At 66.4% G+C, this 14,020-nt stretch carries 15 protein-coding genes and 1 tRNA gene; 11 read left to right on the top strand and 5 right to left on the bottom strand.

From position 1 onward, the window contains the following. A partial coding sequence (locus ISP_RS48085; RefSeq protein ID WP_265049890.1) for a HEAT repeat domain-containing protein occupies positions 1-762 on the top strand: 762 nt, incomplete at its 5' end. 400 nt (positions 763-1,162) lie between these two features. On the opposite strand, the gene ISP_RS48080 is transcribed toward ISP_RS48085, so the two are convergent. After that, a complete protein-coding gene (locus ISP_RS48080; RefSeq protein ID WP_013221972.1) occupies positions 1,163-2,314 on the bottom strand; it encodes a helix-turn-helix domain-containing protein in 1,152 nt (383 codons plus the stop codon). Between the two features lie 309 nt (positions 2,315-2,623). Between ISP_RS48080 and ISP_RS48075 the strand changes: the two genes are divergently transcribed. From ISP_RS48075 to ISP_RS48060, 4 genes are read left to right on the top strand one after another with little or no spacing between them, the layout of a single operon-like run. Further along, complete coding sequence (locus ISP_RS48075; protein ID WP_013221971.1) at positions 2,624-2,821, top strand: hypothetical protein; 198 nt, start codon at positions 2,624-2,626, stop codon at positions 2,819-2,821. Further along, positions 2,818-3,114 (top strand): hypothetical protein, encoded by a 297-nt coding sequence (locus tag ISP_RS48070; RefSeq protein ID WP_013221970.1) that lies wholly within the window; start codon positions 2,818-2,820, stop codon positions 3,112-3,114. Before ISP_RS48075 ends, ISP_RS48070 begins: the two co-directional genes overlap by 4 nt. Beyond that, complete coding sequence (locus ISP_RS48065; RefSeq protein WP_013221969.1) at positions 3,101-3,367, top strand: hypothetical protein; 267 nt, start codon at positions 3,101-3,103, stop codon at positions 3,365-3,367. Before ISP_RS48070 ends, ISP_RS48065 begins: the two co-directional genes overlap by 14 nt. Beyond that, positions 3,364-4,161, top strand: a complete 798-nt coding sequence (locus tag ISP_RS48060; RefSeq protein WP_013221968.1) for a helix-turn-helix domain-containing protein — start codon at positions 3,364-3,366, stop codon at positions 4,159-4,161. The genes ISP_RS48065 and ISP_RS48060 overlap by 4 nt, the downstream gene beginning before the upstream one ends. 51 nt (positions 4,162-4,212) lie before the next feature. Here the strand turns inward: ISP_RS48060 and ISP_RS48055 are convergent, their stop codons facing one another. Then, positions 4,213-4,458 (bottom strand): hypothetical protein, encoded by a 246-nt coding sequence (locus ISP_RS48055; protein WP_014466489.1) that lies wholly within the window; start codon positions 4,456-4,458, stop codon positions 4,213-4,215. A gap of 116 nt (positions 4,459-4,574) precedes the next feature. On the opposite strand from ISP_RS48055, the gene ISP_RS48050 reads away from it, so the two are divergent. From ISP_RS48050 to ISP_RS48215, 6 genes are all read left to right on the top strand, one after another. Next, positions 4,575-5,015: a hypothetical protein gene (locus ISP_RS48050; protein ID WP_013221966.1), complete on the top strand. Its 441-nt coding sequence runs from the start codon at positions 4,575-4,577 to the stop codon at positions 5,013-5,015. Beyond that, the gene (locus ISP_RS48045) at positions 5,015-6,571 is read left to right on the top strand and encodes a DUF3631 domain-containing protein (RefSeq protein WP_013221965.1); all 1,557 of its coding nucleotides are present in this window, start codon (positions 5,015-5,017) and stop codon (positions 6,569-6,571) included. Before ISP_RS48050 ends, ISP_RS48045 begins: the two co-directional genes overlap by 1 nt. Next, positions 6,568-6,798, top strand: a complete 231-nt coding sequence (locus tag ISP_RS48040) for a helix-turn-helix domain-containing protein (RefSeq protein WP_230468668.1) — start codon at positions 6,568-6,570, stop codon at positions 6,796-6,798. The genes ISP_RS48045 and ISP_RS48040 overlap by 4 nt, the downstream gene beginning before the upstream one ends. After that, complete coding sequence (locus tag ISP_RS48035; RefSeq protein WP_013221963.1) at positions 6,782-7,969, top strand: site-specific integrase; 1,188 nt, start codon at positions 6,782-6,784, stop codon at positions 7,967-7,969. Before ISP_RS48040 ends, ISP_RS48035 begins: the two co-directional genes overlap by 17 nt. 683 nt (positions 7,970-8,652) lie before the next feature. Beyond that, on the top strand, positions 8,653-8,883 hold the full coding sequence (locus ISP_RS48030; protein ID WP_141748513.1) for a hypothetical protein: 231 nt from the start codon (positions 8,653-8,655) through the stop codon (positions 8,881-8,883). 109 nt (positions 8,884-8,992) lie between these two features. After that, positions 8,993-10,429 carry a sigma-70 family RNA polymerase sigma factor gene (locus ISP_RS48215; protein WP_080582909.1) on the top strand — a complete coding sequence of 479 codons (1,437 nt, stop codon included), beginning with the start codon at positions 8,993-8,995 and terminating at the stop codon, positions 10,427-10,429. A gap of 204 nt (positions 10,430-10,633) precedes the next feature. On the opposite strand, the gene ISP_RS48020 is transcribed toward ISP_RS48215, so the two are convergent. From ISP_RS48020 to gyrA, 3 genes are all read right to left on the bottom strand, one after another. Further along, positions 10,634-10,707, bottom strand: a tRNA-Ile gene (locus ISP_RS48020). A 49-nt stretch (positions 10,708-10,756) separates the two neighbouring features. Then, entirely contained in the window at positions 10,757-11,422 is a 666-nt protein-coding gene (locus ISP_RS48015; RefSeq protein WP_013221962.1) for a DUF3566 domain-containing protein, read from the bottom strand. A gap of 52 nt (positions 11,423-11,474) precedes the next feature. Continuing rightward, positions 11,475-14,012, bottom strand: coding sequence for a DNA gyrase subunit A (gene gyrA, locus ISP_RS48010; RefSeq protein ID WP_013221961.1), 2,538 nt, complete (start codon positions 14,010-14,012; stop codon positions 11,475-11,477). Positions 14,013-14,020: the final 8 nt, after the last annotated feature.

The raw sequence follows: 14,020 nt of genomic DNA, 5'->3' as shown, positions 1-14,020 counted from the left end.
CAGCTCGCCACCGACCCCTTCGTTGAGGTGGAGGCGCGATCAGTGCTAGCTAATGGTGGAGAGCTGAGCGAGCCGGTGATCACCGCCCTGCTCCAGCTCGCCACCGACTCTAACCCCGACATCGACCCATCCGCGCGGGTTCAGGCGGGATCAGTGCTGGCTGATGCTGGCGAGCTGAGCGAGCCGGTGATCACCGCCCTGCTCCAGCTCGCCACCGACTCCAACCCCGACATCGACCCATCCGCGCGGGTTCAGGCGGGATCAGTGCTGGCTGATGCTGGCGAGCTGAGCGAGCCGGTGATCACCGCCCTGCTCCAGCTCGCCACCGACTCCAACCCCGACATCGACCCATCCGCGCGGGTTCAGGCGGGATCAGTGCTGGCTGATGCTGGCGAGCTGAGCGAGCCGGTAATCACCGCCCTGCTCCAGCTCGCCACCGAAGACGAGGACTACTCGGTACGAGAACAGGCTGTCAAAGCACTACAACATGCGCTACCTACACGAAGTCTCAGAAAAGCTGTAGCCGAACTGTTCAGAGATGACGACAACGATGTGCGCCGCGCGACAGCGGCCACGTTCGTCGAGTGGAGTCGCCGACACCAACAATACTTCAATGAAATAGGTTCAGACCTGACTAGAGCTTGCACTGACCCAGCCCTGGAAGTAATGGATAAATATGAACATCGAACGGGATGGGATTACGCACATAGAGGCCTAGCAGCCCACGTGGAGACCCTCAATAATCCAACGATCGACCGATGATCTGCGCATGTGATGTTATAACTCAAACGAAAGGATCGCTCTCTAGTCAGATATGACCTTAAGGACTCACTCCGCGGATTGACCTTAACCAGGGGATGTGGACTTGCGGCTCTCGTCCTGCCTTCAGAACGGGGGGGACACGACGGCGTTACATTCGACGTGACCGAGATTTCTTCTCCGCCTTGTTCAGGGCTGCCGTCTCATCGGCTGCAACTACCGAAAACACCAACGGCTATTTCCGACTCACTTAGAAGCTCGATAATCTACTATCTGACTTTCCTTCGCTAATTCCGGCCAGGTTAAATCTGACCGATTGTGAAGAGGTCACAGACGAGCATGAAACGTCGCACCAGCTGTACATCGTCGCATTTCTGGGCGACCCAAGATACGAGTGTCCACACTAAGCTGTCTTGATCAGACCCATTCGGTCAGCCATACCCCGGACCTCTCGGGCTACCCCTTCGCGCCGAGCGCGGGCCAGCATCGTGGAAATGATCTCTCGTACGAACGGGTTCGTCCTGGTTCGGATGTGCCCCAGCTTCTCGGCCTTGACCAGAAGCGCTAGTACTTCCTCATCGGGACGGCGGATGCCATAGAGCGCGCGAGCATGCTCGATCAGGAAGGTCGTCCGGCGCGAGTCGATGGTCAGCTCGACCGGGTCAACGGTGGCGGCGAGCCGGGCGGCTTCGGCGTGGTCGCCGCGTTCGAGGGCCGATGAGATGCGCCAGAGTACGACGTTGGCTGGGCTGAACAGCAGGAAGTTCCGGTTGCCGTACTCGACGTGCTCGGCCAGGCCGGCGGCCTCGTCGAGTGCAGCGGTTGCGTCGCCGCCCAGGACGGATTCGGTGTAGCCGGTCGTAAGGGTGAGCGCGCCGCGGACGTCGTATGCGTCGGTCGGCACGTAGTCCAGGGCGCGCTCGGCGAGCTTGGATGCTCGCTTGTGCGCGCCGAGGCCGGACAGGGCTTGTGTGCGGGCGAACTCGGCGAGGGCGATCCAGCCGGGTTCGCCGAGCCGCTGCGCTGCCTCGTGGCCGCGGTCGGCGGCGATCCAGGCCAGCTCGAACGCGCCGAGGCCCTTGGTGAGCAGGGCCGTGGTGTGGGTGGCGGTGACGAGTGAGCGGAGTGCGTCCGGCTTGTCGACGTGGGTATGCAGGGCCAGCAGTAGCTCGGGGAGCCGGGCGCCGACCTCGGCGTCCTGATTCGCCTGCCGCAAGGCTGCGACCAGCTGTGTTTCGGACAGCAGCCGTGCAAGGTCGCCGATCGGCGGCTCGGTGCCGTCGAGGTCGGTGCTCAGTAGGGCGTCGCGGATAGCGGGGATGGCGGAGTCGGCTTGCGGGTCGCGGATCTCCAGCCCGTCGCCGGTGATGTCGGAGAGGCTGACGCGGAGCGCGCCGGCGATCGCGACCAGGGTTGAGCGCTTGTCGATCGCTGTGCGCTCGTTCTCGATCTTGGACAGGTAGCCCTTCGAAAGGCCGGACAGCCCGGCGAGCTGTTCGAGGGACAGGCCACGCCAACGGCGAAGCCGGCGGATCGTGATGCCGATCGAGTCCATACGCCTCAGGGTACAGACTTGGGTTTCCTAGCAAGAAACGTTTGTGACCTGCGACTTTGTACGGTCACTAACTATGCGTGATCGACGACGTACGCGACAGAGCACCGAGGGTGTCGACCAGCTCGGAGATCCGGCGCGGGCCGAAGTCGAGGTACGGGAAGACGGACGAATCGCGCTGACCAGTTCGACGCCTCCAGGCGAACCGATCTTGTTCAGTGCCGAGGCAGCCGCGCAGCTTCGGAGCCAGCTGGGTGACGCGTTGACCGTCTCGCTGCGCGACGCTCGCACAGCGCGGGGGTGCAAGGCGCCATGACCGCGGAGCACTTCGATGACCGGCCGACGTTCTGGTGTGGCGGCTCGCTGTTCAACACGGGTGGTCAGCGGCTCAACGAGATCGATCTCGACGCCTACCAGCATCCGAAGAAGCACGCGGACATGACCGATGCTGACTGGGAACAGGCTGCCGCCGCAGTCCGGGTGTTCGACATCGAGCGAGGGCTTCGATGACCGCGGTGGACGACGGGCCGATGACCGGCACCGACTCGCACCAGGACTTCTGGGAATGGCACGAGTTCACCGGGGGCGACGGGTGGGCGCACCTGTACCTGCACTCGGAGATGACCAACCCGCGACTCGTCATGCTGCTGCCCTGGTGCCTGACCGACGTCCGCTTCCCGCTGGAACACGACCGGCCCAGCATCAGCCGGCGCCGCGTGATCCCGAGGCCCGGTCGGATGTGCCCAGTCTGCACGGCCCAGAACGAGCGCCGGCGGATCGAGGTGCCTCGTGCATGCTCGTGACCGCGAGTTGCTCGCCGCGCTCTCGAAGGTCAACTCCAAGATCGGAAGCGTGACGGTTGAGCTGCTGACCCTCCAGCCGGACGACGCAGCCTACGCCTCCGGCCTGCGCACCCTCGGCCGCCAGCTCGTCCACATCGGTGTAGCCCTCACCCGCCGCGCCGGCGAACTCGACGGCACCGAACTCGATCCAGTTGCCCTGCTCAACGCACCCGACACAGAGGCCCATGACCGAACGGAGCGGTCTGAACCGTGACTGAAGCTGCCCTGCGACCAGCCGTCATCGCCCTGGCCGGCGGCCTGCGCGAGGCCCGCAACGAGCGCGGCATCGGCCTGCGCCGGCTCGCTGCCATGGTCGACCTACACCACGCCGTGCTGTCGAGCTTCGAACTCGGCCAACGCGCGCCGCAGGACACGATCGTGGCGCACATCCTCGGTGTCCTGCGCACACCGCAAGACGTGCGTGATCACCTCATCGACCTGGCCCGCCGGTCCCACGACCGCGACCTGATCGACCGCACCGGACGCGCCGAAAACTACCTGCGCACCGCTTTCGAACAGCGGTCCAGCCGCGTGACCGAGTGGTCGCCGTCGCTTATTCCGGACGTGTTGCAGACAGCCGAGTACGCCGGCGCGTTGCGCGACACTGGCTTGCTCGCTCCCGAGGTCACCGATGTGGGCTGTCTTCTCCGCACCGCATGTCAGCTTGCCCTGTCCGACAAGCCGGGCCCGCTGTACACGTTCCTGATCGGCGAGGCTGCCACACGCCCCGACGCCTGTACTCCCGACGTCCTCCGCGATCAGCTCGACCAGCTGCGCACCTGGACGAGAAGGCCGCGGGTCGCCGTCCGTCTCGTTCCGGCTGCTGACTGCCCGCCCGGTCTGGTCGGACCGTTCACTTTCTACGAACACCGCGCCGGCGCCCTCGCTGTCGCGTTGCGTCACCACCACGGCGGCGCCGCGTACTCCACCGACCAAGCCGTCTTGACGACCTACAAGGAGACGGTCCGAGCACTACAACGCCGCGCCACAGAGAACGCGTGGCCTTAAGCCCCCGGCCGGTGCGTTCTGCTTCCCCCCGAGCGGCGCGCCGGCCGGGCCTCACGGCCTGGATTCGCCCAGCACACGTTCCTGCCGAAGCTCTAGCCTGGCCGAGGCACCCCGATAGAGGAGTCTGATGACATCGACGAAGGCTTTCACGACGGAGCGGACACAAGCTGTCTTCGAGGTCGGCAAGATCTCCTGGTCGAGGAACGAGGCGACGAGCGACTTCGGCCGGCCACCGCCGTACTTGTAGTCGAAGCTGCTGAACATCGCGGTTGCCTCGCGAACCGCCTCGACGTCCACGAGGGTGATCGAGCGAGGCTCGATTGGTGGCCGCGATCCTTCCTCGTCGGAGTCGGTCAGCCACCGGATGAGCAGGCCGCTCCCGGCTGACCGGGGCCCGCCGACTGCTCGCCGGCATGCGCGCCAACGACTTCGACTCGCCGATCGCCGCCCGCGTCCTCCAGCTGGTCATCGAGCTAACCGGCGCGGGTCACGCACCGACCCCGATGGCCGTAATGGACCACGCCCGCGAGCGGACGGCGACCGAGCCGCGGTCCGGTGGCGCGCACCGCCTGCACAGCCTCGGCCTCTGGATCGTCGAGACCTACACCGACGGCCCGATCCTGCCGCCGCCGTACTACGGCGCCTGGCTGAAAGCCGTCGTGCTCAAGAACGCCTACCGCCGCGCCGTCCGGGAGCACGCGGCCCGCCTGGTGCAGGCCGTCGAAGACGACTCGCCGACGGACGTCCTCCGCCACCAGCTCGACGACACCGAGCGCCTTGATGACCTGTGGCGGCGCTACCGCGAGGCCGGAGGCGACGACGAACCGACCGCACGTCTGGAGGTGGCCGCCTGATGTCCGGATTCGACGACACCTTGTCCGTGATCGACTTCGTGATCTCCGACGAGCCTGCGCCCCACTGCCAGCAGTGCGGCCGGCCGCGCAGCGACTCGCCGTCCGGCGACTTCTGCTCGGAGAACTGCCAGCGCGTCTGGCGCGGCCGACACACCGCGGCCAAGCCAGCCGAGGACGGCGGCGCCCAGCCGAGCGAGCTGCCGGAGGCCGCGCCGGTCAACCCGCTCACGTGGCTCGGGCCGGCGCCGGTCGGGGCCTTCGCGAAGCCGGGTCACGAGGTCTTGGACGCGGTCGTGACGTTCGTGTCGCGGTTCTCGGCCTTCGCGAACGAGCACGCCGCGCCGACGCTGGCGCTTTGGTACGCGCACACCCACGTCGCCGAACGGCTCTACGTCACGCCGCGCCTCATCCTCGACTCGGCGGAGCCGGGCAGCGGCGAGACGCGCGTGCTGGAGGTCGCGCAGTACCTCGTGGCCAAGCCGGAGATGACGATCAGCATCACCCCGGCCGCGATCTTCCGCATGCTCGCCGACGGCCCGATGACGCTGCTGTTCGACGAGATCGACGCCGTGTTCAACCCGAAGACCGGCGGGAACAACGAGGACCTCCGCGCCCTGCTGAACGCGGGCTACAAGCGGTCGGCGACGGTGACCCGGTGCGTCGGCGACGCCAAGAGCATGAATGTGACCCGGTTCCCGGTCTATGCGCCGGTCGCCCTCGCCGGGATCGCCGGCGGCATGCCAGACACGATCACGACCCGGGCGATCACCGTGCACATGCGCAAGCGCCGATTCGACGAGGCAGTAGAGGAGTTCATCGAAGAGGACGTCGAGCGCGAGTCGGCGCCGGTGCGCGCCGAACTGGCGGAGTGGGTCGGCCGGGTCGGCGACGAGGTGAGCCGCGCACGGCCAGACCGACCGGACGGCGTGCGCGACCGGGCGGCCGAGATCTGGCGGCCGCTGCTGGCGATCGCCGACGCGGCCGGCGGGCACTGGCCGGAGACCGCGCGCAAGGCGTGCCGTCACTTCGTGCTCGAAGCCACTGCGCAACCGGCCTCGATCGGCGTGCGGCTGCTGGCCGACGTCCGGCAGATCTTCACGGCGGAGCACACCGACCGCATGGTGACGGCCGAGCTGATCCGCGAGCTGCACGCCATCGAAGACGAACCGTGGACCGACCTGCAGGGCAAGCCGCTCGACAGCCGCCGTCTCGCGGAGGAACTCGACCGGTACCTGGTCCGGCCGAAAGACCTCAAGGTCAGCGACAAGACGCTCAAGGGCTACCGCATCGACGGCGACGGCGGCCTGGCCGACGCCTGGAGCCGCTACCTCCCACCGCCCGAAACGGGCGCTACCTCCGCGACCAACGCGACCCCGCAGGTCACCGCCACATCCGGCGTCGCGGAGGCGCCGAGCTCGGCCGCGACCTCCGCAACCCGGGTCGCGGACGGTCGCGGCACCCAACAGCCACTCGCACCCGCACTGACCAGCCCGGTTGCGGAGGTCGCGGACGTCGCGCCCGCCAAACCGGACCACGACACCGAGTGGGACCGATGAACGCCGTACCCATGCCGGTCGCCGTGCCCGAACGGCACCTCTACCGGATCACCGAAGCCATGCGCCTGCTCTCGATGAGCCGCTCGGTCATCTACGAACAGCTCCGCTCGGGGCGCCTGCGCTCGGTCAAACAGGGCCGTGCCCGGCTCGTGCCGGCGGTCGCCATCCAGGAGTACGTCGAGTTGCTGATGAGGGAAGCGGAGGTCAGCTATGGCGAGTCGGCGTAGTCGCGGAGACGGCGGTCTGTACTGGTCCGAGGACCGTCAGCGCTGGATCGCGGAACTGACGATCGGCTACCGGCCGAACGGCAAGCGCATCACGCGCAAGGCGAGCGGCAAGACGAAGACGGAGGCGAAGGCTGCCCTCGACCGGCTCGTGGAGCGCAAGAAGGAGGGCACCGCCACGGCGGTCCGCGGGCTCACGGTCGAGAAGGCGGTTCGAGACTGGTTGCGGCATGGCCTCAACGGTCGCACTGCCGCGACCGTCGAGAAGCTGACCATCCTGGCCGAGACGCACATCGTCCCCTCGCTCGGCGCGCGTCTGCTGCTGGACCCGAAGCAGTCGAAGGAACTGACCGCCGATGATGTCGACGCCTGGCTGGAGGAGAAGGCAGAGGTTCTCGCCACGCGCACGCTCCAGGACCTCCGTTCGATTCTCCGGCGCGCGATCAACCGAGCGGCGAAGCGGACCAAGGGCATCCGGAACGCGGTGCTGCTGGGTGACGAGCTGCCGGTTGGCCGCGACGGACGGCCGTCGAAGTCGCTGACCTTTGCTCAGGCGGTAGCGGTGCTCGCCGCCGCGGAGGCGGAGGACTCCACGTACGGCGATTACACGGTGGTCTCGCTCCTGACCGGCGCGCGGACCGAGGAGGCGCGCCCGCTGGCGTGGCCAGAGGTCGACCTGGTCGGGAAGCTGGAAGCGGCGCCGCCGATTCCTCCGCACGTCAACGTGTGGCGGTCGGTACGGGCGGGTGGAGACACGAAGACTAAGAAATCGCGTCGTTCGCTCGCGCTTCCCGGTCGGGCGGTCGAGGCGCTGGAGCGCCAGAAGCTCCGCCAGAAGCATCAGCGCGAGTCGGCCGGCGACCGGTGGCAAGAACTCGGGATCGTGTTCGCCTCGGACGTCGGGACGCAGCTCGACGCGGCCAACGTCCGGCGTGGCTTCCGGCGCATCTTGAAGCTCGCAGGTCTCGAACCGAAGAACTGGACACCGCGTGAGCTGCGCCACAGCTTTGTGTCTCTGCTCTCCGACAGCGGACTCACCATCGAGGAGATATCGCGTCTCGTGGGGCAGTCGGACACGAAGGTGACCGAGCTGGTCTACCGCCATCAACTGCGGCCGGTGATCCAAAACGGATCAAAAGCCATGGATGCGATCTTCTCGAGCCCGCTGCCGTAGTGGCCAAGTTAAAGGCGGGCTCGCATTCCGCGAGCCCGCCTCTAACTTAAGCACCAGCGCCCAGCGCCACGGCAGCAACCGGGGCGGTAACCACCGAGGCGATTTAAGATTCCAACTTGTCAAGCAGCGTCAGTTGCGATAAGGCGAACGGCGATACGGTCGCGCACGTCCAGGGCGGCACGCGACTGAAGCTGCAAGCAGTGCTCGTCATCGGGGCATGACGCGACCTCAAAGAGCGGTATCCACGTAAGCCCACCCTGCTTTAAAGACCATCCGACCGTCCTGGTATAAGCCCCTTTTCGGACTTAAGTTCATTACTTGAACAAACTGAACTTCAACCGAATCCGCCACAACTTTGCCCTGTGGACGGCGCTGCGAAATGGATCTTCAATGACGAGTGGTGCAGACCTTTACAAGCCGCGCACCTGCTGAAATAGGCTTCGACGGCACCATTCGAAACGTCGACCATCCGTACGGTTTCCCGAGAGCGTCAGAATTGAGGGAGTGTCGCGCCGGGACGCTGCTTGTGCAAGCGGCGAAGGTAGGGGATCGTTAACGCGGGCCTCGTCTTCGGATGGGGCTCGTGGTGGATCGCCACCTTTGACTTTCCCTCTTCGGGCGTCGCGTTCTCGTGGCCTCGGTACCGGCAACGAGCCGGGAACCCGAAGAGGAAGGAGTCGGAGATGGGTACCGACGACCGCGATCCGCCCGACGGATGCGACCTGGCGCCAAAGGCCAGGGATCAACCGGAGGGACGAGGCCCACGAGGCTCGCAGGCCTGGCGAAACGTGATCCGCCCCGGACTGCTGCTTCTCGAGGCGTGGGGCGTGTTTAAACAGCACGAAGCCCTCGCCGCGGGGGCGAGGGCTCTCGTGATGATCGGCGACGTGATCATGGACTTTGGCGAGCACTGATCACGCTCCGGGAGCGGGCCCAGTCATTTCGATGGCTGGGCCTTAGCTTCTTCCGCGGCCTTCCCATGGTGTGTCGCAGGAGGAGCCACAAAAGTTTCACCAACTTGCGATGGAAACCGAGCTAGTTTCGGGAACCTTCGCTCGCGGTGTTGGGAGAAGTGTCAAGGCCAACGACACCTCCCGTCACGTCGTCAGTTTCGAGGTCGAACAGCACGAAAATACCGTTTCCCCTGGTAGGGAGTCTACTCCTCGACTAGCATGTGTGCATCTATGCACATCCGAGCAGCACGGAAACCCCGAAAGAGGTGGGATGGCGACTTGTGAGTGGTGCGGCGACCCACTCCCGCCGGGGCGCACTGACGGCCGTGGCCGTCCTAGGCGGTACTGCTCGGCGACGTGCCGGTCGGCCGGTCGTCGCCAGCGTGAACGCCAGATCCGGCCAGCGACGCCGGAATCAGCAGTCGCGACGAGCGCGGCTGCCCCTCAGTGTGAAGTCGCCGTGTTCGGCGTTCGCTGCCCGAAGCCAGCAGACCGGACTATCGCAATACCAGGAGTCGGAGCCGTTCGGTACTGCCTAGGATGCACTGAAGTCGTCCGGGCGTGGCTAGCCACCAATCCGCCGCTGCCGGACCCCCGGCCGGCGCAGTCGATGCGGGCGCGCCCGGTAGAAGCGCAAGCAGCTCGACCACGTCGCGAACGCAGTATTGAACTCAGCCCCCGCGAGGAAGCGGTTCTGCGGGCCTACGCCTCCGGCAAGACAGTCGATGCTGTGGCCCGCGAACTCGACCTCCAAGTAAGCACGGTCCGCGTATACCTCAACCGAGCTCGCGACAAATACGAACAGGCCGGCCGCGAGGCCGAGACGCGCGTTGACCTGTACAAGCGGGCCGTAGAAGACGGACTTGTGCCCGCACCAAATTCACCCACCGGAAGCACGAGTCTCACCGACAGATCCGCCATCGACACCGTCGACCCGGCCACCTGGCTACCCTCGGCTTCAATCAGAGCCGTCTATCGCTACGTCTCCGCCCGCCTCGGACCGGTTGCACAATGGATCTCCGCCGAAGACGTCACCCAGGAAGTCCTGCTGACGTACGTGAGTTACCGAGCCACGCAGGGTGAGATCGACGGGGGAACCGAACGGAAACTACTATTCGCGATCGCTAAGAAGAAGATAGCCGACACGCACCGCAGACAGCTTCGCGAATCACAGGACGAAGTCCGGGTGAGCATCATCCCAGAGGAACTGGTCGCGAGAACTCCGCGCACCCAGGACCCTGAGTTAGCCGAGGACCTCAGCGAGGACATGGCGAGAATGCTCGACCGGCTCAGTTCAGCGCACCGAGATGTCCTTCTTCTGCGCATCGCCAGTGGGCTTTCGGCCGCGGAAACTGCCGAAGTGATGGGCATCTCCCCTGGCTCTGTTCGCGTGCTGCACCATCGGGCTCTCCATCGATTGCGCGCTCTCGTCGACGCCGCTAACGGCCCCGCCACCGGGCAGATTCCTCGCCTCAAACCAGGAAGCGAGCCTTCAGCGGAGCGATGACAGCTTGACGATCGCTGAACGCGCCGGCGGGACAGGATTCGACACGCCAGGTGAGAGTGCCTGTTGCTGCCGCTCTCGCCCGCTTCCTGCATCGTCATGAAGTGAGGAGTTGCCCGCAGGCTTCCGCTCTGACAGTCACCCACCTAGTCACTCAGGTCATGCAAAAGCCCGGCTCGCATGACGCGAACCGGGCTTTGACCTGCGTGGGCCTACCAGGACTTGAACCTGGGACCTCTTCGTTATCAGCGAAGCGCTCTAACCGCCTGAGCTATAGGCCCTCGAACGAGGAGAACTTTACAGGACCCCCGAAGGGGCCCTGCAACCGGGTCACTCGCGTTCGGACAGGGTTACCTCGAGGCCGCCCGCGAGGTCGGCTGAGACGTTGTAGATGAACGCGCTCACCGTGGCCAGGGCTGAGACCAGGACGATGTTGATCGCGCCCAGGATGGCCGCGATGCCGAACACGCGGCCCGCGCTGATCAGGGGTTCGGCCGAGGCGTTCGCGCCCTCGCCGCCGACCAGTGATGAATACGTGCCGTTCAGCTTGTCCCAGACGCCCATGCCGTCGAGGACCGTGTACAGGACTCCGACCGCCACCAGCCAGACGAAGAACATCGCTACGCCCAGCACCAGGGACAGCTTCAGCACCGACCACGGGTCGAACCGCTTGACCTGCAGCGATGCCCGGCGCGGGCCGCGGCCCGGACGGCGCAACGCGCTTGGGCGGGCTCGCTGCGTCGATGCCGGGGGGACCTCGCCGCCGACCGGCGGGGTGTCACCTGAGCCGCCGCCGAAGAGGCGGGGGGCTGCGCTGCCCGTCACCACCGAACGCTCGGGGGTGACGGGCTGCGTTGCCGCGGCCGGGGGCTGTGCCTCGTCGGTGGCCAGCTTGACCGTCGCTTCGGCGTCGCCTTCCTTGTCGACCCGCTGCCAGGGTGGGCTCGCCGGCGTTCCGTTCGAACCCGCTGCCTCGGGATTCTCGGTCGGTGTCACGAAGAGTCAGTCCTTACCCGTGCCGTGGGGCGCTGTCCGTAGTTGTGAAAACTTACTGCTCCGACGGCGCCGTCGTCTCTTCACCCGCTTCGGGCGCTTCGGGAGCTTCACCATTTGCGACGTCCGAGGGCTCGTCCGCGTTGCGTGCGACCGCGAGAAGAGTGGTTCCTTCGCCGAGATTCATCAGCCGGACCCCCTTCGTCTGTCGTCCCGCTTTGCGTACGTCGCCCGCCGGTGTGCGGATCACGCCGCCGCTCGAGGTGATCGCGTACAGCTCGTCCTCGGCGTCGACGATGAGCGCTCCCACCAGCCTGCCACGTTTGCGGTCGTGCTGAATGGTGAGCACGCCCTTGCCGCCGCGGCCCTGGACCGGGTAGTCCTCGATCGCCGTGCGCTTCGAGTACCCGCCGTCGGTCGCGACCAAAAGGAACTTGCCCTCCTTGACCACGCTGATGCCGAGCAGCTCGTCGCCGTCGTTGAACCGCATGCCCATCACGCCGGACGTCGGGCGGCCCATCGGCCGCAGCGCCTCGTCCGTCGCGTGGAAGCGGATGGACTGGCCCTCGGCCGACACCAGCAGCAGGTCGTCCTCGGCCGCCGCGAGCACCGCGCCGACCAGCTCGTCGCCTTCGCGCAGGTTGATGGCGATGAGGCCGCCGGAGCGGTTGGAGTCGAAGTCGGTGAGCTTGGTCTTCTTCACCAGGCCGCGCTTGGTGGCGAGCACCAGGTACGGCGCGACCTCGTAGTTCTTGATCTGGATGACCTGGGCGATCTGCTCGTCCGGCTGGAACGCCATGAGGTTCGCCACGTGCTGGCCGCGCGCGTTGCGGTTCGCCTCGGGCAGCTCGTACGCCTTGGTCCGGTAGACGCGGCCCTTGTTGGTGAAGAACAGGATCCAGTCGTGCGTCGAGCAGACGAAGAAGTGCTGGACGATGTCGTCCTGCTTCAGCGTCGCGCCCTGCACGCCCTTGCCGCCGCGCTTCTGCGAGCGGTACAGATCCGTTTTCGTCCGCTTGGCGTACCCCGTGCGGGTGATGGTGACGACGACGTCCTCGACGGCGATGAGTTCCTCGTCGGTGACGTCGCCGCTGAAGCCGATGATCTTCGTCCGCCGGTCGTCGCCGTACTTGTCGACGATCGCCATCAGCTCGTCGCGGATGATCGCGCGCTGCCGCTCGGGCTTCTCGAGGATGTCCTTGAGGTCGGCGATCTCGATCTCGATCTCGGCCAGCTCGTCGATGATCCGCTGACGCTCCAGCGCGGCGAGCCGGCGCAGCTGCATGTCGAGGATCGCGACGGCCTGGATCTCGTCGATGTCGAGCAGCGTCATCAGGGCCGGCCGGGCTTCGTCCGCGGACGGCGACCGCCGGATCAGCGCGATGACCTCGTCGAGCGCGTCGAGCGCCTTGACCAGGCCACGCAGGATGTGGGCGCGCTCTTCCTTCTTCCGCAGCCGGTAGCGGGTCCGCCGGACGATGACGTCCATCTGGTGCTTCACGTAGTGGCGGATGATCTGGTCGAGCCGCAGCGTGCGCGGCACGCCGTCGACCAGCGCCAGCATGTTGACGCCGAAGTTCTGCTGCAGCTGGGTGTGCTTGAACAGGTTGTTCAGCACGACCTTCGCGACCGCGTCCCGCTTGATCGTGACGACGATCCGCATGCCGGAGCGGCTGTTGGACTCGTCGGCGATGTCGGAGATGCCGGTGAGCTTGCCGTCGCGGACCAGGTTCGCGATGTTCTCGACCAGGTTGTCCGGGTTGACCTGGTACGGCAGCTCGGACACGACCAGGATCGTGCGGCCCTTCGCGTCCTCCTCGACCTCGACGACCGCGCGCATCCGGACCGAGCCGCGGCCGGTGCGGTAGGCGTCCTCGATGCCGGACGTGCCGAGGATCATCGCCTTGGTCGGGAAGTCCGGGCCCTTGATCCGGACCAGCAGCGCCGCGAGCAGCTCGTCGTCGGTCGCTTCCGGGTTCTCCAACGCCCAGACGACGCCCTCGGAGACCTCGCGCAGGTTGTGCGGCGGGATGTTCGTCGCCATCCCGACCGCGATCCCGGAACCGCCGTTGACCAGCAGGTTCGGGAACCGCGACGGCAGGACGTCGGGCTCCTGCGTGCGGCCGTCGTAGTTGTCGGAGAAGTCGACGGTGTCTTCTTCGATGTCGGCCAGCATCTGCATGGCCAGCGGCGCGAGCCGGGACTCGGTGTACCGCATGGCGGCCGCGGGGTCGTTGCCCGGCGAGCCGAAGTTGCCCTGGCCGTCGATCAGCGGGTAGCGCATCGACCACGGCTGGGCGAGCCGCACCAGCGCGTCGTAGATCGCCGAGTCGCCGTGCGGGTGGTAGTTGCCCATGACGTCGCCGACGACGCGCGAGCACTTGTTGTACCCGCGGTCCGGCCGGAAGCCGGAGTCGAACATCGAGTACAGGACCCGCCGGTGCACCGGCTTGAGCCCGTCCCGGACGTCCGGCAGCGCGCGCGACACGATGACGCTCATCGCGTAGTCGATGTAGGAGCGCTGCATCTCCTGCTGGATGTCGACCGGTTCGATCCGGTCGTGGTCCGGAGCCGGCGGCAGAGTTTCCGTCATGAGGTCCT

Origin of the sequence: Amycolatopsis mediterranei, from assembly GCF_026017845.1 — a bacterium.
GTDB classification, from domain to species: domain Bacteria; phylum Actinomycetota; class Actinomycetes; order Mycobacteriales; family Pseudonocardiaceae; genus Amycolatopsis; species Amycolatopsis mediterranei.
Note: the sequence above shows the minus strand (reverse complement) of the source record. Positions and strands in the feature narration are given on the sequence as shown.

Bases quoted from the DNA above. Each gene is read 5' to 3' on its own strand.
- ISP_RS48080 (WP_013221972.1), bottom strand. From the start codon at position 2,314: ATGGACTCGATCGGCATCACGATCCGCCGGCTTCGCCGTTGGCGTGGC.
- ISP_RS48075 (WP_013221971.1), top strand. From the start codon at position 2,624: ATGACCGCGGAGCACTTCGATGACCGGCCGACGTTCTGGTGTGGCGGC.
- ISP_RS48070 (WP_013221970.1), top strand. From the start codon at position 2,818: ATGACCGCGGTGGACGACGGGCCGATGACCGGCACCGACTCGCACCAG.
- ISP_RS48050 (WP_013221966.1), top strand. From the start codon at position 4,575: ATGCGCGCCAACGACTTCGACTCGCCGATCGCCGCCCGCGTCCTCCAG.
- ISP_RS48045 (WP_013221965.1), top strand. From the start codon at position 5,015: ATGTCCGGATTCGACGACACCTTGTCCGTGATCGACTTCGTGATCTCC.
- ISP_RS48040 (WP_230468668.1), top strand. From the start codon at position 6,568: ATGAACGCCGTACCCATGCCGGTCGCCGTGCCCGAACGGCACCTCTAC.
- ISP_RS48035 (WP_013221963.1), top strand. From the start codon at position 6,782: ATGGCGAGTCGGCGTAGTCGCGGAGACGGCGGTCTGTACTGGTCCGAG.
- ISP_RS48030 (WP_141748513.1), top strand. From the start codon at position 8,653: ATGGGTACCGACGACCGCGATCCGCCCGACGGATGCGACCTGGCGCCA.
- ISP_RS48215 (WP_080582909.1), top strand. From the start codon at position 8,993: ATGGAAACCGAGCTAGTTTCGGGAACCTTCGCTCGCGGTGTTGGGAGA.
- gyrA (WP_013221961.1), bottom strand. From the start codon at position 14,012: ATGACGGAAACTCTGCCGCCGGCTCCGGACCACGACCGGATCGAACCG.